The organism is Ruegeria sp. BF6 (assembly GCF_056538665.1).
In genome coordinates, this window is the sequence record NZ_JBQFTN010000001.1 from 1 (window position 1) to 18,265 (window position 18,265).

Here is an 18,265-nt window from a genome sequence, read left to right on the forward strand (position 1 = left end):
ACAATCTCTTTGGGCTTCGGTCACTTGTTGGCCATCCTTGGCCCTCCGTTTTCCAAACATAACGGTGGACCAGTTCAGTTGGGGAGGCTCAACTTTCTGCGGAACTTGCACCTAGATGGTTATGCTTTGGACCTCGTTGGAGTTGCGGCCATTGTTGCCAATGCGCCTGAACTCGCCGCTGATGTCAGCAACCCTAAGAGACTCAGAACGGGATCTGGCTGCCTTGGCGCGAGAAATATCTGGGGGTCTCCCAACTTAGGCTTGGGAATTTCGAAAATGCTGTGGAAGCCTATCAGGGCGCACCAGCTGCAGGTGCGCCCATCAGTGCCCCATCACTTTTATTCCAAACGGTCTCGCGCGATCACCTGGGCAATTGGGAAGAGGCAGAGCAGCTTATCGAAGAACTGAAAAAATTATGGCTTCACTTTCCGTTCCAATTTGTCGTGGACAGGATCTTTCGTACCGACAGCAAAACGCGAAACTCAGTTCTTGAAACACCAAGTAGATACTGACGAAACTTGTTAAGAGGATTACCTAAATCAGCGTTCAAATTTCTGGTGGCAAAGCCCTGCTCGAATCAAAAATGTTGCGCTGAGCACGAGTGGTTGGTTTTGGGAGCTTCACATCGCTATGCTGAAGGCCCTTTCAAGCAGCAAGAATGTGAAAGTTGCTACTGATCATTTCGTGAATGCGAGCGACAGGTTTGTCGCGCGTTGCAGAGAATACGCTCTGCAGCGAAACTCGCAGGCGCAGCGAACGGCAGCTTCGACTGGCTGCAGCGCGGCGACCGAGTGTTGTGCTCAACGGCAGCTATGGGCCAGAAAGCGGCCATGAGCCTTTCATTTGATGACTCTCGAATGATAGCTCAGAACCAACTTTGATCGATGCTGTTCTTTGTACCAATGGCTGCTATTCATCAGGTGACGTGCCTTGCAAACCCGCGATAATGCCACGAAAGTCGCCGACCAAGTTGGACGTAACAGATTGATTCCTGGGGCTATCTCACATCAACAGAATTTCGACGTTATTCTGAGTGGAGCAAGAAGCCTAAGCCCCCAAAAGAAAAGAGACCCATGGGCCTCTCTCCATAAGCTTAGCGCCTTACATCATCTTTGCTTCCTGCGCGCAACAAACCCTGTCAAAGCAATTGCAGTTAGGAGCAAAGGAAGCCCGGCAGGGACTGGAACAGGCGAAATAGCCACATCGTATGTGGAGCCAGCGGAGCCGGATAAACCTTTGATCGAAAACGTGTAGGAGCCCGCCGCTATGTTGGAAAAAATGGACGTTCCTGCCACGATGTTGCTCGTGAAATTCACCGATGTTGTCGTAGTGCCATCGTAAAGCGAGAACCGTGCCTCACGGTCGGCTTCATTGTTCTCGGAACCCTGACTACAGTCGCTGCCGTCGAAGCCTTCACAATCATCGATATCTAGCCCGTCCAAACCTAATAGGTTCACGAAATCCAAATTGAAATTCTTTAGAGATGTAAATGAAAAAGCGTCTACTCCATCGACGATCCTACCGGCTATACCGATAGTCCCGGTAATGAGGCCAAGAGCTTGAGTGCCGTTGACGTCGCCTACAGCATTGCCGTTACCCCGGTTTTTATTGCTTTCAATGATCAGAAAGTCCGGTTGAACAGTTACGGCCGAAGCCGAAGTTCCTGCGGCAACACCAGAAATCGCTATGGCTGAAGCTGCCAGAATCTTCAATTTCATTACACCCTCTTAATCGTTACGCTTTTATTTGCCGCTAGGCGAAACTCACTTGCTACTGTGCCAAGTGCCACAAATGCTCCCCGGAACAACTATTTCGGGAGGAACTCTCAGAGGCTACAAAGACATGTTTCTGCCTTAAACCCAACATTTGTTCACAGTTTCGTCGGATTTTGCGTTGAATTTGGGTGGTCAACTAAACAAAGTTTTAGTTTGAGGGCAATTTGTGCTCAAAGGGAAACAATTCGGTAAAGATTCGTCCAACTTGCTTCCACTCCTGCAAAGGACTTTGGTGTCTCGCCGTTTATTGGTTCTGAAGCCGTGCATTGTACGGCAGCTATCGTAGCTTCGAACCAATGGCGGTTGGTCCGCTTTGCGTTGGAAGCCCATTTTGGTCGCGGCGTAAAAATGGGCAAAAGGTCAGCACCGCCAACTTTGGGTACAGCGTCGATCTCGCGGGCGTATCAAATGGCTGGTTCGGTTAAGTCTGGTGTTCCCATTACTAATCCTCCGAACCGCAAAGCCCCCCTACAAAGACAACCCGGCGCTGGCGAGGGACAAAATAACAGGATGCTGTGCGGCCTTTGAGATTTGCCACATGCCCTGAGCCGTCGTTGATCCCACTTCAGTCTTTCGCTCTTGCGGCAGGTCGCAGACCGCACATTCCGGACGTTCAAAGCCCGGTGTCGGATGGCCGATAAGCGGACTTTGCCGCCTTTCGGTTGCCCTTGCTGAATGTCCGCATCTCCAATAATGATCCGACGCTTCGCCGGGTCAGTTGGTGACGACGGGGATCGCCACCCTGTAGCGTGGTGGTCAGGGTATTCCGAAATGTGCCTCACTCAGCTTGTTGGGGCTTGCGTTTAGGGAAGCGTGAAAAAAGTCGACCATCGGTTACTGCAAAGCCCAAAGCAATGATGGCAAATCCAATCCACGCATTCGGCTCCATCTTTTCACCCAGGAAAACAACACCCAAGCCAATAGCAAATGGAGGGATCAGCAACGTAACTAAAAGAAGGTTGGCGGCACCGGCTCGCGCAAGGATTGCGAAATAGAGCACATAGGCCAATGCTGTTGATAATGCGGCCATCCCAATGAGCGCCGCCCATACACCTGTTGACAGAGCCAAGTTTGGCGGGCCATCCATCACGAGAACAATAGGGATCATAAGCACTGTGCTGCCGATCAGCATACCAAGTGCATTCACATGTGGTGGTTGGCCAGAAAGAGCAGTTTTGCCCCAGACACCGGCAAAAGCATAAGAGAGCGTCGCCCCAAGGATAGCCAGCTGTGCCAGATTGCTCGGATTGAACTCAGTTAATGCACTTGGCCCCATAATGAACGCCACCCCTAAAATACCTAGGGTAGCACCTGCTACTTTCTTCGGAGTCAGCGGCTCGTCCTTAAGAAGCAAACCCGCCACGACTGCTGCGAACATTGCTGTCGTGGCATTCAGGATTGAGGCCAGCCCGCTGTCGATTTGCGTTTGTCCCCAGAAGATCAACGAAAAAGGGATTGCGTTGTTGAGTGCTCCCATTACGAGGTAAGCGCCCCATACGCGAGGGGTGCGTGGGACACTCAGTCCTTTGAACATGACGATTAGCGCAAGGATAGGAACCGCCCAAACAACCCTGTGCAACGTAATTGTAAGTGGTGGCACCTCGGACAGTGCAACCTCGCCAAAGAAGAACGACCCGCCCCAAACAGCCGCGAGCAGAAGCAGCATGACGCTGGCTCTCAAATCCATCGTTGGCAGGGTTTGCGTTGTCATATCTAACTCTTCCGTCACTAGCGTTCCAGCTAACGGACTAGCTTGGGCAACCCTGATACCGCGACCCGTTTCTTGCGGAAAAGGCCCTGTGCAGGACAAAGCGCACCACGCAATCCCAAGTTTGCATCTTCTCTGACGCATCGATGGTCGATGTATTAAGGGGCCCCATGAAGAAAAAACCGAGACTCCTGACCTGACCAGAACCGAGTATTGGAGCAATACAATCAAGATGAGCTTGTCCAAGTTTTTCATCCTGTGCGTTTTGCAGGATAAAGAACTGCACGGCAATGAAATCGCCAAAGAGGTCGAACGCCGCACCAAAGGTTGCTGTACGCCAAAAGAAGGCACGATATATCCGGTGCTTAAGCAATTCATAGATGGCGGTTACGCGACACTCGAACCGGAGGTTGTATCTGGTCGTGAGCGAAAGATTTACGCTGTCACTGAAAAGGGCCGGAAGGCCTTTCAGGCCGCATTGGCAGAGTGGATGAAAATCAACCGTTGCTTGCAGGACTGTTCCTGATGGCTGCAAAGTAGGGAAAATTCCAACTTGAAGCTTTGATGCTCGATGCATCGAAAGGCAAAGTTACGGATATTTTAAGCTTCAGAATCTGTCCATTTGTTCACCGCGTTACAGCCCTGCTGGAAGCCAAGAACATTCCCTATGAGCTGGAATTCATCAGCTTGAGCGGCAAACCGCAGTGGTTTTTGGATGTATCGCCCAATGGGCAAGTGCCTGTATTGATAAAAGAACGTGGAGACGCGCTTTTCGAGAGCGACGCGATTTTCGAGTATCTTGAAGAGACGTATCCCGCTCTCCAGCCTGGACTTTCGCTGGAACAGAAAGCCCATAACCGTGCCTGGGGCTATCTGGCGAAAAAGAACTATCTGGTGCAGTGCGCGTCGAAGCGCAGCGCCGACAAAGATGTGTTGACGGAACGGCGTATCAAACTGGATCAGGCCTTTGATCGCATCGAAAAACAGCTGGGCGACACGCTGTTCTTTTCCGGAGATTCGATCAGTACCGTGGATGTATCCTGGCTGGTTTTGCTGCAACGCGCGGCCGTCATCGAGAAATACAGTGGCTTCGACTTCATTGGCAACCGCCCGAAACTGAAAGCCTGGCAACAAAAACTGATGGAGCCCGGCTTGGCAGAAAAGTCCGTTGCCCACGGGTTCGGGGAAGCTTTCAAGGCATTCTACCTGTCTGACCATACCCATCTTGACCGCACTGCCGCGGAAGTGGCTGCGTAAAGGACAACCCTCACGAGCAAATTTGATCAGGCACCCAACAAAACCGGCGACCACTTTGTGCGTCACAATCCCAAACAACTGAACATGTTCTTCGGCACCGATGATGTTGTGCCCCTATGGGTGGCAGGCATCAATCTGCCGTTAGCCACACCAATCACAGAGGCTTTGCAGTATGTCTCGGGTTGCGATCAGTTTGCATACGAGTTCAACTATGAAGGTATTTTCAAGGCGATCTCAGATTGGCACGAACGCCGCAATGACCTGTCGCTAGATCCTGAAACTTTGTCGCTTTTCCCGGTGTGTTGACCGCAATTTCGCTGATCATTCGTGAGGCGACCGATGAGCGCGATACTGTGTTGATGCAAACGTCGGCCTATCACCAGTTTGGCAAGGTCATTACCTCTGCGGAAGTCGCGAAGGGAAACTTCTGAGCCCCGCTCGTCGCCGTGCTTGTATTGATCGTTTTCGTGCGGAGCTGAATGTCTCGGAACGCCGTGCATGTCGCGTTCCGAGGCAACGTCGATCCACACAGCGTAAGGTACCGCTTGGTCGACTTGATGAAGAACGGTTGGTGGCCGAAATGATCGAGCTGACCCGGCAATTTAGCCGATACGCCTATCGTAGGATCGCGGCTCTGCTGAGAGATGCCGGTTGGCATGCGAAAGTCAAGCTGTTCTTGCTCTACCTCTTTTTTGCGGCAACCGGATAAATGGCAGCGGGTTGGGTCTTTGGATTAGTCGGTTAGCATTTCGATACCTGGTGTCACTACAGAAGCCGCAGAGGCGTTCTGAACCAGAATTTGGTGCCGACGCCACGAAGGATGGCTTCGTTTCGCATGGCCGACTTCGGGCAACGCTTTGATCTCGCGGGCCGAGTACCTGAAGTGAACACAGCGGTCAAAATTTCAAAAAAAGCAATTTGTGTCTGCTACTGATTGATCCGAGTAACGCGAAGTTAGTGTGGCATTGAATTGTTAGCGACATATTCAGCTATAGCTGCCCGGCTGCCACCTTGCCAGATCTGGGTCAGCCACCCGGTAAAGGATTCTGAAAACTGTGTGCCGCGGCCAAAATCACCACAGTACAGGCTTTGCTCAAGCCATAGTCCTGGATCGGTTCTGGCCGCCAACGCGGTTTCAAATAGGTTTTCCCAAAGGGGGTCATTTGGAGAGATTTCGGAGCCATCTTCACGAACTCCTGCACACATCCGGCACCAGAATGCTTCGGCCAGCGCGAGCCCGTTTACAGAAGAGCCGGACGCAAGTGCGTCGCGCAGCGAAGGCAGCAGAAACCCTGGATGTCGTGCCGATCCGTCGAACGCGACCCGTCGCGTTGTATCGTGAATTGCTGTGTTTGCAAATCGCCTCTCAACCAATCCAAGGTACTCTTTCGCGGTCGTTCCCGGGACGGCTTCGACATGAGGCAGAATTTCTTCAGCTTGAGCTTTTCTGAAGAACGCCAAGATGTCCGGGTCCTGCATGCAGTCTGAAATCGTCGGGACATTCAAAATTTCCCCGACATTTGCGAGCAGTTGGTGGCCTCCGTTCAAAATGCGCAGTTTCATTATCTCATAACTATGAACGTCGTGGGTCAACGTTACCCGAACTTGTTCAAGCGGCGGCCGCCCGGCGCAGAAGTCATCTTCGATCACCCACTGGCGAAAATTCTCGTGCGAGACGGGTGCGCGATCATCTACGCCAAGCGCGTGGCACTGCGATACAACTTGGTCAGTTGTCGCGGGCACGATGCAGTCCACCATAGAATTGGGGAACGCGCCGTTCTGGTCGATCCAGTCGGCCAGTTCAGGGTCGGACATGCGCGCCAAGCCAACGACGCAGTTCCGCAGGATGGTCCCATTGCCCTGAAGGTTGTCACAGCTCAATGCAGTAAAAGGTTTGACGCCATTTGCACGACGCTGCTTTAGCGCTGAGACAATAGAGCCGAAGGCCGTGCGCGGCTGGTTGGGGTTTGCCGCATCGTAACGAATATCATTGTGGTCAGTGTTGAACGCACCGGTGTTGGAGTCCAGATAATACCCGCCTTCGGTAATTGTTAGTGAAACGATACGGATGGATGGGTCGGCCATTTTCCGGATTAGAGCGGCATTGCCTGCCTCAATCGGCAAGTAGTCAATCATCGGACCAATTACCTCGGCGGATACACCTTTCGGATCCAGCTCGATCAGTGTTGTTAGACAGTCCTGCTCAAGTAGCTTCTCTCGCATCTCGGCGTCGTAGTCTCGCACACCAGCCCCGATGATCGCCCAGTCAAGGGCCTGCCCCTGCTGCATCAGCTGATGAACGTACCAGGCCTGATGCGCCCGATGAAAATTGCCGAGTCCGATATGGACAATACCCGGCGCGAGGCCGGATCGCTCATATGTAGGGTACCTGACAGTCGCGGGTAGCTCTGAAAGGCTACCAAGTTTCAGCCGTGTTGTAGGTATTGCGTGCGCCAGAGGGTCCATCAGCTCATCCAGTTTCCGCCGTCGACATTGTAGGTTTGCGCGACGATGTATTTTGCCTCGTCCGAGGCGAGAAAAACCGCCATCCCGGTCAGGTCATCGGCCCGGGCCATGCGGCCATAGGGAACCTCGGCCGCGACCTCGAGCTTTTTCTGTCCGGGCGCTTTGCCTTCGTGTTTGGCAAAAAACGCGTCGACCCCGTCCCAATGTTCTCCGTCCACAACGCCCGGTGCGATGGCGTTCACGTTGATCCCTTGCCGGATCAGGTTCAGCCCCGCTGATTGAGTCAGAGAAATGATCGCGGCTTTGCTGGCGCAGTAGACCGCGACCAAAGGTTCTCCGCGCCGTCCGGCTTGCGAGGCCATGTTGATGATCCGGCCTTTGGTGCCGTGCTCGATCATATGGCGTGCCACGGCTTGCATGGTGAACAGAGCACCTGCGACATTGATGTCAAAGACGCGGGCGTAGTCGGAGCGCTCAATTTCGACAATAGGAGCAGCGGTGAAAATTGCTGCGTTGTTGATCAGGATGTCGATGGGACCGAAATGCGCCGCTGTACATGCGACAGCTTCGTCGATGCTTTGCTGATCGGTCACATCCATTTCGACAGCCAAGGCGGCCTCGCCGATTTCAGCCGCTGCAACTTGTGCCCGCCGACTGTCAATGTCGGCAATCGCGACACGCGCGCCCTCTGCCACATAGGCCTGGGCAAAGGCCAATCCTATCCCGCGCGCGGCCCCAGTGATAAGGGCAGTTTTACCAGTCAGTCGGGTCATTCGATCCGCAAACCTTTTGCGTCAAACCGGTGGATGACATCGGCGCGTGGGGTCAGGTGGATGCGATCCCCATGGCGGAAACCAACTTCGCCATCTGCGCGGACGGTGATTGTTTCAGCCAAACCAGTTTCGTGAACATGGAAGAATGTGTCCGAGCCTAGGTGTTCAGAGACGCTGACGACCCCAGACCATTCACCTTCGGTTTCTGAAACTGCGATGTGTTCCGGGCGGATGCCGATGGTTTGGGCGCCGTGTTTTGCGGCTTCTGGACCTTCGATGAAGTTCATCTTGGGTGAGCCGATGAACCCCGCTACGAACAGGTTGCGCGGTGTGCGGTAGAGTTCTAGCGGTGAGCCGACCTGCTCGATCACACCGGCCTGGAGAACGACGATCTTGTCGGCCATTGTCATCGCTTCGACCTGGTCATGGGTGACGTAGATCATCGTCGTAGCGAGGCGTTCGTGTAATTCGCTGATCTCCAGCCGCATTCCGACGCGCAGCGCAGCGTCGAGGTTGGACAGCGGTTCGTCGAACAGGAACGCCGCCGGTTCGCGGACAATCGCGCGACCAATTGCAACGCGCTGACGCTGCCCGCCGGAAAGTTGACCGGGGCGGCGGTCCAGATAATCGGTGAGGTTCAGGACACTTGCCGCTCCCTCGACGCGTTTGTCGATTTCAGCTTGATCCAGTTTCGCCATGCGAAGCGGAAAGGCGATGTTCTTGCGCACCGTCATGTGCGGGTACAAAGCGTAAGACTGGAACACCATGGCCAGACCGCGCTTGGCAGGCGGCACGTCGGTGGCATCAGATCCGTCAATGTCGATGGAGCCCGAGGTGATATCCTCCAACCCCGCGATCAGGCGCAGAAGTGTGGATTTACCGCAACCCGAAGGTCCGACGAAGACTGTGAATTCGCCGTCCTCGATTGTCAGGTCAAGCGGTGGAATGACCTCAACGTCGCCGAAGCTTTTGGTCACGGACTTGAGTTGAATACGTCCCATGAGGAGTGCTCCTTATTTCACAGCGCCGAAGGTCAGGCCGCGGACAAGTTGTTTCTGGCTGAACCAGCCAAGGATGAGGATTGGCGCGATCGCCATGGTCGAGGCTGCACTGAGCTTGGCAAAGAACAGGCCCTCGGGGCTGGAATAGCTGGCGATGAAAGCGGTCAGCGGGGCGGCATCGACAGCCGTTAGGTTCAGCGTCCAGAATGCCTCGTTCCAGGCCAGGATGAAGTTCAGAAGAACTGTCGAAGCGATGCCTGGCACGGCCATGGGCGTCAGAACATAGAGGATTTCCTCTTTCAGCGTCGCACCGTCCATCCGCGCGGCTTCAAGAATTTCACCGGGGATTTCACGGAAGTAGGTGTAGAGCATCCAGACGATGATCGGCAGGTTGATCAGCATCAGCACCACAACCAGACCGCCGCGTGTGTCCAGCAGCCCCAGGCGGATGAACAGCAGGTAGATCGGATAAAGCACGCCCACTGCAGGCAACATCTTGGTCGACAGCATCCACAGCAGGATGTCCTTGGTACGCTTGGATGGCACGAAGGCCATTGCCCACGCTGCAGGCACTGCGATGATTACGCCAAGAATGGTTGATCCGCCCGCGATGATTACTGAATTCCACAGAAACCGCATGTAGTCGGATCGCTCCTGCACGATGGCATAATTCTCAAGCGTCCAGTCGAAGTTCAAGAACAGGGGAGGGCTGGCAATGGCCTGCGCCTCGGTTTTGAAGCTGGTCAGGATGGTCCACAGGATCGGGAAAAAGATCAGCAGACCTATTGCCCAGGCGATAGCCGTGTTCAGTGATTTGCGTTGTGTCGTGACGGCGCGGGCCATGGTCGTTCCTCCTCACGCGTCCAGGTTTTTGCCGACGATGCGCATCAGGAAGATGGCAACGATGTTGGCAAGGATGATTGCGTAGACACCTCCGGCTGATCCAAGGCCGACATTCTGGCTTTCCAGCACGCGCTGGAAGATCAGGTAGGTGAGTGTGCGGGTGCCGAAGGCGCCGCCGGTGGTCACGAATATCTCGGCGAAGATCGACAACAGAAAGATCGTCTGGATCAGAATCACGATGGTTATCGCGCGGCTGAGATGCGGCAGGACGATGTGGTAAAATCGCTTCAGTACCGGGGCACCATCCATTTCGGCCGCTTCCAGCTGCTCACTGTCCAGCGATTGGATCGCGGTGAGCAGGATTAGCGTCGCAAAGGGCAGCCACTGCCACGACACGATCATGATGATCGAGGTCATCGATGCCTCAGAAAGCCAAGATATCGGTTCGGCTCCAAAAAGGCGCCAGAGGTGGGCAAGCAAGCCATTTACGGGGTCCATGAACATGTTCTTCCAGACCAACGCAGACACGGTGGGCATAACAAAGAACGGAGCAATCACTAGGATGCGGACAACGCCCTGACCCCACATAGGTTGATCCAGCAGCATGGCCAGCAGGATGCCCAGAATTACTGTGATCACCAGGACGCCGCCGACGATCACCAGCGTCGCTTGCACCGCGGGCCAGAAAGAGCTTGAGGACACGAACCGGACGTAGTTGTCGAATCCGACCCAGCCCAGGTCACCACCACGCAGGGGCAGGTATTTCTTGAAGGAAAAGTACAGCGTCATCGTCAGCGGCACGAGCATCCAGCCAAGTAGCAGGACCACTGCAGGTGCCATCATCAGGCGCGCGACGGATCGGGAGTGTTGAGTTGCCATAACGCAAACCCTCTCTGTTCAGGCGTTACCCAGCCTGCGAGAAAAACGCGAATTGTGGAAGGGTTGGAGGCGGGGGGCAGACTTCTGCCCGCCCGCGGGGAGAATGCCTCAGTACCCTGCGGCTTCCATTTCTTCGGCAGTGAAGGCCTGCGCTTTCTCCAGCGCTTCTTCCACAGATTGTTGTCCGGCATAGACTGCCGAGAACTCTTGGCTCACCTGTGTGGCGATACCTGCAAACTCCGGGATTGCTGCAAACTGGATGCCAACATATGGCACCGGCTTTACCGTTGGATTGTTCGGGTCCGCCGACAGGATCGAATCCAGCGTCATCTGGGCGAAAGGCACCTTCAGATACTCGGGGTTTTCATACAAAGAGGTGCGTGCTCCCGGTGGCACGTTGGCCCAGCCTTCGTTTTCGGCCACTAGTTCGATGTATTCTTTCGATGTTGCCCATTCGATGAACTGCTTGGCGGCATCCTCTTGCTGCGTGCCTGCAGGAATGGCCAGCGCCCATGCCCAGAGCCAGTTGGAGCGCTTGTCGACACCTTCTGCATTCGGGGCTAACGCAAAACCGACCTTGTCCGCCACGGTCGAGTCGTCAGGATTGGTCACGAAGGACGCTGCAACGGTAGCGTCGATCCACATGCCGCATTTGCCCTGCTGGAACAGCGACAGGTTTTCATTGAATCCGTTGGTGGCATAACCCGCTGGTCCGGATTCGGCCATCATGTCCACGAAGAAAGTCAGTGCTTCGTTCCATTCAGGCTGGTCAAACTGGGGCTTCCAGTCTTCATCAAACCAACGTGCGCCGAACGAGTTTCCGGTCACGGTGATGAAAGCACCGCCTTCACCCCAACCGGCCTTGCCGCGTAAGCAGATACCGTTGATGTCATTGTCGCGGTCCGTCATCGCCGCTGCCGCCTCGCGGATGAACTGCCAGGTTGGCGCTTGCGGCATTTCCAGGCCTGCTTTTTCCATCAGGTCTGTGCGATACATTATCATCGAGCTTTCGCCGTAGAACGGAGCCGCGTACAGTGTACCGTCATTGCTTAGTCCGTTGCGCATTGCAGGCAGGATGTCATCCACATCGTATTCATCGGATAATCCTTCCAGAGGCACCAACCAACCATTTGCGCCCCAGATGGGCGTTTCGTACATGCCGATGGTCATGATGTCGAACTGACCGCCTTTGGTCGTGATATCGGTGGTGACGCGCTGACGCAGCACGTTTTCTTCCAGCGTCACCCACTCGACATCAATGCCGGTCGCTTCGGTGAATTTGTCAGTATAACCCTGCATCCGGATCATGTCGCCATTGTTAACTGTGGCGATTGTGATGGATTGTGCGTGGGCCGCGGCCGTGGCGACGAATGTCAATGCAGTCGCCGCGTGAAGTGCGTGCTTCAGATACATCCCTGTCCTCCCTGAGCTTGGATGTCATGCAGGGAGCGTAATGCGTAAGTTGTCGCGCCGTCAATAAAAACTTTACGCGCGTTAAAAATAGCTGGTCACGCAGAGTCCCTTAATACGAGCCTTGCCGGGAAAAGTATTTCAGTTCGAGAGTTGAATTTTCCACCATTTTCAATGAGTTCGAACAATGTTTCGACACTTCGTCCGGCTACATTGTCGTAGTCATGCGCAGCCGTTGTCAGCGACGGGCAGGTGAATTTTGCGAACGGATGATCGTCATTTGAGGCGACCCGCAGCGTGCAGTCTTCTGTTCGACCGACCCGAATCCCCTGTTCGAAGCAGGCTGCAAGAAAGCCAATGGCCAGCCGGTCATTGCTGCACAATACCGAGTCAGTCCGTAGTTGACGCTCTTCCAGAACTTTGAGCGCGCCTTTGTGCCCGATCTCTTCAAACGCCCATCCTTTGCCGTCGACTTTGATAATTTGAGGCTCGAACCCTAGACGCTCCATCACTTCAACATAGGCCTTTCTTCGTTTGTTGGCGTTCGGGTTTGCAGGAGTGCGCATTTCAAAGAAAGACGGGGGTTCGCCCGTCCGGGTCATGTATTCCACGGTCTGCGACACAAAGCTGAAATTGTCTGACCCGATGAACGCGGCCCCCAGTCCATCAAGATTGCTGTCAAACAGGACAGTCGGAACACTGGCACAAAACTTCTCGATCGCTGAGCGGTCTGAAATTCGTCCTAGTGGTGCCAACAAAACCCCGGCAGGCTTCATAGATTGCAAGCCGTCCAAAATATCGTTTTCCAGCTTTTGTTCTCCGTGAGAGCTGAACAGGGAAGGGCGATACCCAGCCGCGATGCAGCTCTGCTCCAGATAGCGCGCGATTTCGGCAAAGAACGGATCAGCCAGATAGGGCACGACAATGCCGATGTTTTTGGTCAGCTTCCTGTTCTGGTTCACAGCATAGATATTCGGGCGATAGTCAAATCGCTCAAGCGCCTCTTCGATGCGGGCCCGTGTCGTTGGGCGAACGCTGTCGGGATCGTGGAAGTATTTAGACACCGTGGGTCGCGAGATGCCGCTGAGGGCTGCGAACTCTTCCATGTTCTTTATCTTAGTCATACCAGTCTGCCTGCCGATCTTAGCCGCCTTGATCTTATCATACTTTTACATATTCTTTGCGCGCGACAAGAAAATCAATGGCCATACAAGTTCCGTGAATATTGTCAGAAGAACCTGTCTTGAGACGGGAAGGGGCCTTCGTAGCTTCAGATCATGAATAAACGATTGCCATTTTGGTCCTTCAAAACGTCGAAGGCCTTCCGCATGAGCGTGGCATCAAAGTGAGCCAAGAGACAGTGCGCTACTGGTGGAACTATTTTAGCCCGGTGTTCGCACCGGATGTATTGTACGTGATCATATAGCGCGTACTCAAAATCGAGAACGCTTGTCGACGAAGTGTTTGTGAAGATCAATGGAAAACGGCACTACCTGTGGCGTGCCGTCGATCATGAGGGCGAGGTGTTGGAGTCGTGGTCACTAAAACGCCGAAACAAGTAGGTGGCATTGAAATTACTCAAAGAATTGATGAGCCGAAACGGTAACATAGATTAAGGTTTCCCTGATCGCTTCGCATCATATCGGGTCTGGCTCAGACAAGTTTGCGCCTGCGGAAAACAGCAAACGGGCAAGTGATTTAACAATCAGGCTAAGAACTCGTACCGGCCATTCCGACGACGAGAGCGCGATGCCGCGTTTCAGGCACAATCGCAGCTTGCAGAAATTCGCCGCAATTCACTCTTCTTTCTACAGCCACTTCAACCAGGAACGATCCTTCACCAACCGACCGCTTTCAAGCGCAGGAGTTCCACAGCTTTTGCCGAGTGGCGTGAACTTGATGCGGCCTATAGGGCAGCTCTACAGGCCGAGCTGAGACTGGTTCGAATTTGTCTGACAGAGCCCACCGAAGTGAAGGTGACAAAGACCTTCGAAATTGGTGCATCTCCAGCCGATTGGCCAACTATTAATACGCGGGTGGTGTCAGCCCCGCCTGGAACCAACTGACAAGTGTCACCATGGAATAGACCGGCAGGCCCGTCGCCTTCTGAATATCCACCGCGTAGGGGCACATATTTGTGCATTCCAGAACAATTGCACCCAGCTCGGGGTAGTTTGATTGCAGCGCGAGAGCGGCCTCGACATTGTCTAAGCGGGCATTGTCCACATCGAGCGACACCTCGTTTTCAAGAATGGCTCGAGTAAACTCGCGGCCACCTTCGGTGGTGCCGATCGGGGTGTTTTGCGGTACGTGCGCAGCCTGCAAGTGATCCTGGGTAAGCGTGGATGCCGAGATGGTCAAGACCCCGGCACGCTTGCCCGCTGGAAGTGTGCGGTTCACCATTTCGACTTGCATGAGCGAGGATGTGACGACAGGTACCGGTACAGCCTCGGACAGTTCTTTTTGGAACAGGGAAAGAAACCCGCAATTGGTGGTGACTCCGTCCACCCCATCCTTGACCAAATCCTGGGCCGCTTCGATGAACGCATCCAGCATGCCTTCGGCCTTATGACGAACGACCCGTTCGGGTGAGGCATCACGGACAATGCGATACATTACTGGGAATGGCCATGTCTGCGCATTGCCCATATCGCCGGGGATACGGGGAAATCTTGCGTCCAGCATAAGGATGCCGACCGATGCGCCGTAAATGGATTTTCCACCCTGTGCGATCATGCCTGTGCCTCTTCGATTAGGCGGGTCGAAATGACTTCGGACCCTTCCATGTAAATGCTGGAGATGCCGCGACGCACGGCGTCCTGCACCTGATCCATCCGCTTGGCGATGTGAACGCCCAATACACGCGCCGCCTCGTCTGCGTTGCGGTCCAGTAGGGCCTGCATGATCTGTTTGTGCTCGTCTTTTGAACGATGAAGTCGATCCATGCTCATCGATATCCAGCGGATATAGCGGATGCGTTCGTTGATGCGGGTCAGGGTTTGCAGCAGTTCCGCGTTGCCGGACAGTTTTGCTATGCCCAGATGGAACGCTTCGTCTCGGCTAACGGCTTCCTCGACAGTCAGGCCGGTGACGTCGATGCCGGTTGCGAAAAGCGCGTCGCGCAGCGCCTGCAGCTCCTCGTCGGTTGCCTTTGTGCAGGCCGCCCCAACAGCAGCCACCTCGATGATCTTGCGCATCTCGAACAGGTCGAACACGGTCTGGGCATCCAGCGGACGGCAGAAAAAGCCCTGACCCGGGCGAAAATCGAAAAGCCGTTCGGCAACCAGCCGGTTCAGCGCTTCCCGCAGCGGTGTACGGCTGACGCCGAGGTCTTTGGACAGGGCCACCTCATTCAGGCGGTCGCCGGGCCGCAGACGGAACGAAACAGCCATCGCTTTCACCTGATCATAGATGTCGTCAACGCGTGGACCTGCCATGAACTCTGCCCTTTTTCCGGTGCTCCACAGGTGCCACAGGCTGTTCTTGAAATCAATATACAAAACTGTATACAGTTCTGAATGCAGGTGTGAATCGAAGGAATCTCTAACCATGACAGGGACGAACTATCTGACCGGGGCTGAGGCAATGGTGCGTATGCTAGAGGCGCATGGCGTGAAGCATATGTTCGGCTTGTGCGGAGATACCACGCTGCCCTTCTACGATGCGATGGCGCGGATGGATCATGGTATTCAGCACATTCTGACCCGTGATGAACGGCACGCGGCCTATATGGCAGATGGTTATGCGCGCGTAACCGGCAAACCGGGCGTTTGCGAAGGGCCTTCTGGTGGCGGTGCGACCTATATCCTGCCGGGGGTGGTCGAGGCCAACGAAAGCTCAGTACCGATTCTTGCGATCACCACGGATGTGGCGACGACCAGCCGGGGCAAATATCCTTTGACCGAGCTGGACCAACCTGGGTTGTTCCGGCCTCTTGCCAAGTGGAATGCCTCGCTGGACGACGCGGCACGGCTGCCGGCAATGGTGCGGTCAGCGTTCCGGGCAATGACAACCGGCACACCCGGTGCGACCCATCTGGCGCTGCCGTTTGATACTCAGAAGGCGCAGGTGGATGAGGTCGAGATCTGGGCCGACGCACGACACCGCAGTTATCCGGCAGAGCGGGCCGGACCCGATCTGGATGCTATTGAAGCTGCGGCAGAGATACTGGTCAAATCCAAATCTGCCGTGGCCGTCTGTGGCGGCGGCCCGGTCTTGTCCGGGGCCGAAAGCGCATTGCATCGCGTCGCGGGTTTGCTGGATATGCCAGTGGCCACAACGGTTTCGGGGCAGGGTTCCATCGCCGAGACCGACCCGCTGGCCCTGGGGGTCGTCGGGTCGAATGGGGGTGTTCCCGCGACCCGCGCCGTGATCGATCAGGCAGACGTGGTTCTGTTCATCGGATGCCGTGCCGGGTCGGTAACTACAGAACGATGGAGGAGCCCGGCTCGTAATACCACCATCATCCACATAGACAGTGACCCGATGGTGATCGGTGCGAACTATCAGACCGAAGTGGCCATCTGCGCCGATGCTCGTCTGGCGCTGGAGGCACTGGCAAAAGCCTTGGAAGCACGGCAGGACTTGCCAAGCTTCGGCGGCGAAGTTAAGGCTCACGCAGCATGGGAGGCCAAGATGGCCGCGTTCGCCCCGCTAGCCGCAAGCCGTGAGACCCCGATCCGGCCTGAGGCCGTCATGGCCTCACTGATGGGCATCCTCGATGATGATGCGATTGTCGTCGCCGATCCTGGTACACCTTGCCCATATTTCAGCGCGCATTACCGTTGGCGCAAATCTGGGCGGCACTTCATCACCAACCGGGCGCATGGGGCGTTGGGGTATTCGCTGGGCGCGGCGATGGGCGCGCATGTGGGCCGCCCGTCCGTCAAGACACTGTCTGTCATGGGTGATGGGTCGTTCGGGTTTACCTGCGGCGAGTTTGAAACCATGGTGCGGCACAAGATGCCGATCACCTCGATCGTGTTCTCGAATTCCGTCTTTGGCTGGATCAAGGCTGGCCAAGAATCCGGGTTCGGCCAGCGGTACTATAACGTCGATTTCAACCGCACTGACCACGCAGCGGTTGCGTCTGCCTTTGGGGTCAAATCATGGACGGTCAAAGACCCCGACGACCTGCCCAAAGTATTGAAACAAGCCGTCGAACATGACGGTCCCACGCTGGTCGATATCCACTCGCAACAACTTCACGAGGCAGCAGCACCCGTTTCGGAATGGGTTGCGTAAGAGGCGATTGACGGAGTCAGCTGAGCCAAAAACTCCTTCGCGATGGTCGAAAGGGGTCGGCCCTTGGCCGTGATGATAGCGAGGTCCAGCATGACTGCGGGCCGGAAGGGGCGGGTTTGATATCCGCTCTCTCCGTCAAAGTTGACCGTAAACGGATCTATCATTGCGACGCCCATGCCCTGTTTTACGAAACTCAGCAGGTTCTCAGAAAGATGCGTGTGAATCTGAGTTCGCCATTTGCGCCCGGCGCTATGAAAAATGTCACGGGTTCTGCGATGGGTCTGGTGCTCGGGGCCCATGACGATGAAGGGCTCGTTTTCCAGAACCTCCGGCGTCAGCACGTCGTGTTTTGCAAGTGGGCTGTCTTCGGGAAATGTCGCCAGCGTTTCGAATTGAAATACCTGATAGTTCAGCGTGTCGTGCAGGATCGGCATCTCGACAATACCGATCTCAAAAAGGCCCGAGATCACCCATTCCTGAATCTTCGACGAGTATTGCGACTGAAAGCTGACCGCCAGATTTGGGCGACTCTTGGCAAATCGCGCGATTTCTCGGGGCATGAATCCGAACGAGAGCAAATGAGGAGCAGCGACCTGTAACTGACCCGGGTGCTTGTTCTGCAGGTCCGTCACAGCCTGCGCCACATGATCCAACCCGCGCACCACTGTGTCGACTTCGTGATAGAGCAACTCGGCCTCAGGCGTCGGCAGTAGGCGGCCTCTGTTTCGTTCAAACAGCGGCAACCGTGCCTCACGTTCAAGCTGTGCCAGAAGGTTGCTGATCCCCGGTTGCGAGATGCCCAGAACCGAGGCCGCACCGGTCACGGTTCCGGTCTCCATTATGGCGTGGAATGCTTGTAGTTGGCGAAACCTCAGGGGCATCTGATAGCATCACTTTTTCTGATGAACG

At 55.0% G+C, this 18,265-nt stretch carries 16 protein-coding genes and 2 pseudogenes; 6 read left to right on the forward strand and 12 right to left on the reverse strand.

Features of this window, described 5'->3' with window-relative positions; translation table 11 throughout:
- Window positions 1–1,106 precede the first annotated feature (1,106 nt).
- Together ACR0IM_RS00005 and ACR0IM_RS00010 are read right to left on the reverse strand one after the other, a co-directional pair.
- Window positions 1,107–1,718 (reverse strand): hypothetical protein, encoded by a 612-nt coding sequence (locus ACR0IM_RS00005; protein WP_480596367.1) that lies wholly within the window; start codon window positions 1,716–1,718, stop codon window positions 1,107–1,109.
- Between the two features lie 835 nt (window positions 1,719–2,553).
- The gene (locus ACR0IM_RS00010) at window positions 2,554–3,486 is read right to left on the reverse strand and encodes a DMT family transporter (protein WP_480680486.1); all 933 of its coding nucleotides are present in this window, start codon (window positions 3,484–3,486) and stop codon (window positions 2,554–2,556) included.
- A 229-nt stretch (window positions 3,487–3,715) separates the two neighbouring features.
- On the opposite strand from ACR0IM_RS00010, the gene ACR0IM_RS00015 reads away from it, so the two are divergent.
- From ACR0IM_RS00015 to ACR0IM_RS00030, 4 genes and pseudogenes are all read left to right on the forward strand, one after another.
- Window positions 3,716–4,009, forward strand: a complete 294-nt coding sequence (locus ACR0IM_RS00015; protein WP_480680487.1) for a PadR family transcriptional regulator — start codon at window positions 3,716–3,718, stop codon at window positions 4,007–4,009.
- A 38-nt stretch (window positions 4,010–4,047) separates the two neighbouring features.
- Window positions 4,048–4,740, forward strand: coding sequence for a glutathione S-transferase family protein (locus tag ACR0IM_RS00020; protein WP_480680488.1), 693 nt, complete (start codon window positions 4,048–4,050; stop codon window positions 4,738–4,740).
- Window positions 4,741–4,824: 84 nt separating this feature from the next.
- Window positions 4,825–5,046 carry a hypothetical protein gene (locus tag ACR0IM_RS00025; RefSeq protein WP_480680489.1) on the forward strand — a complete coding sequence of 74 codons (222 nt, stop codon included), beginning with the start codon at window positions 4,825–4,827 and terminating at the stop codon, window positions 5,044–5,046.
- A 112-nt stretch (window positions 5,047–5,158) separates the two neighbouring features.
- Window positions 5,159–5,410 (forward strand): annotated as a pseudogene (locus ACR0IM_RS00030) (IS3 family transposase); the annotation flags it as partial.
- Window positions 5,411–5,694: 284 nt separating this feature from the next.
- Here the strand turns inward: ACR0IM_RS00030 and ACR0IM_RS00035 are convergent.
- The 7 genes from ACR0IM_RS00035 to ACR0IM_RS00065 all read right to left on the reverse strand — a co-directional run bounded on the left by ACR0IM_RS00035 (window position 5,695) and on the right by ACR0IM_RS00065 (window position 13,236).
- Complete coding sequence (locus tag ACR0IM_RS00035; protein WP_480680490.1) at window positions 5,695–7,206, reverse strand: mannitol dehydrogenase family protein; 1,512 nt, start codon at window positions 7,204–7,206, stop codon at window positions 5,695–5,697.
- Window positions 7,206–7,979, reverse strand: coding sequence for an L-iditol 2-dehydrogenase (locus tag ACR0IM_RS00040; RefSeq protein WP_480596351.1), 774 nt, complete (start codon window positions 7,977–7,979; stop codon window positions 7,206–7,208). Before ACR0IM_RS00040 ends, ACR0IM_RS00035 begins: the two co-directional genes overlap by 1 nt.
- Complete coding sequence (locus ACR0IM_RS00045) at window positions 7,976–8,980, reverse strand: ABC transporter ATP-binding protein (RefSeq protein ID WP_480596349.1); 1,005 nt, start codon at window positions 8,978–8,980, stop codon at window positions 7,976–7,978. Before ACR0IM_RS00045 ends, ACR0IM_RS00040 begins: the two co-directional genes overlap by 4 nt.
- Before the next feature lie 12 nt (window positions 8,981–8,992).
- The gene (locus ACR0IM_RS00050; RefSeq protein ID WP_480596347.1) at window positions 8,993–9,823 is read right to left on the reverse strand and encodes a carbohydrate ABC transporter permease; all 831 of its coding nucleotides are present in this window, start codon (window positions 9,821–9,823) and stop codon (window positions 8,993–8,995) included.
- A gap of 12 nt (window positions 9,824–9,835) precedes the next feature.
- Window positions 9,836–10,702 carry a carbohydrate ABC transporter permease gene (locus tag ACR0IM_RS00055; protein WP_480596345.1) on the reverse strand — a complete coding sequence of 289 codons (867 nt, stop codon included), beginning with the start codon at window positions 10,700–10,702 and terminating at the stop codon, window positions 9,836–9,838.
- Between the two features lie 108 nt (window positions 10,703–10,810).
- Entirely contained in the window at window positions 10,811–12,115 is a 1,305-nt protein-coding gene (locus ACR0IM_RS00060; RefSeq protein WP_480596343.1) for an ABC transporter substrate-binding protein, read from the reverse strand.
- Window positions 12,116–12,210: 95 nt separating this feature from the next.
- A complete protein-coding gene (locus ACR0IM_RS00065) occupies window positions 12,211–13,236 on the reverse strand; it encodes a LacI family DNA-binding transcriptional regulator (RefSeq protein WP_480680491.1) in 1,026 nt (341 codons plus the stop codon).
- Window positions 13,237–13,409: 173 nt separating this feature from the next.
- Here ACR0IM_RS00065 and ACR0IM_RS00070 point away from each other — a divergent pair.
- Window positions 13,410–14,010 (forward strand): annotated as a pseudogene (locus tag ACR0IM_RS00070) (IS6 family transposase); the annotation flags it as partial.
- A 127-nt stretch (window positions 14,011–14,137) separates the two neighbouring features.
- On the opposite strand, the gene ACR0IM_RS00075 reads toward ACR0IM_RS00070, so the two are convergent.
- Together ACR0IM_RS00075 and ACR0IM_RS00080 are read right to left on the reverse strand one after the other, a co-directional pair.
- Entirely contained in the window at window positions 14,138–14,848 is a 711-nt protein-coding gene (locus tag ACR0IM_RS00075; protein ID WP_480596339.1) for an aspartate/glutamate racemase family protein, read from the reverse strand.
- Window positions 14,845–15,549, reverse strand: coding sequence for a GntR family transcriptional regulator (locus ACR0IM_RS00080; RefSeq protein WP_480596337.1), 705 nt, complete (start codon window positions 15,547–15,549; stop codon window positions 14,845–14,847). Before ACR0IM_RS00080 ends, ACR0IM_RS00075 begins: the two co-directional genes overlap by 4 nt.
- Window positions 15,550–15,661: 112 nt before the next feature.
- On the opposite strand from ACR0IM_RS00080, the gene ACR0IM_RS00085 reads away from it, so the two are divergent.
- The gene (locus tag ACR0IM_RS00085; protein WP_480596335.1) at window positions 15,662–17,356 is read left to right on the forward strand and encodes a thiamine pyrophosphate-binding protein; all 1,695 of its coding nucleotides are present in this window, start codon (window positions 15,662–15,664) and stop codon (window positions 17,354–17,356) included.
- Here ACR0IM_RS00085 and ACR0IM_RS00090 read toward each other — a convergent pair.
- The gene (locus ACR0IM_RS00090; RefSeq protein WP_480596333.1) at window positions 17,317–18,237 is read right to left on the reverse strand and encodes a LysR family transcriptional regulator; all 921 of its coding nucleotides are present in this window, start codon (window positions 18,235–18,237) and stop codon (window positions 17,317–17,319) included. The genes ACR0IM_RS00085 and ACR0IM_RS00090 overlap by 40 nt on opposite strands.
- Between the last annotated feature and the right edge of the window lie 28 nt (window positions 18,238–18,265).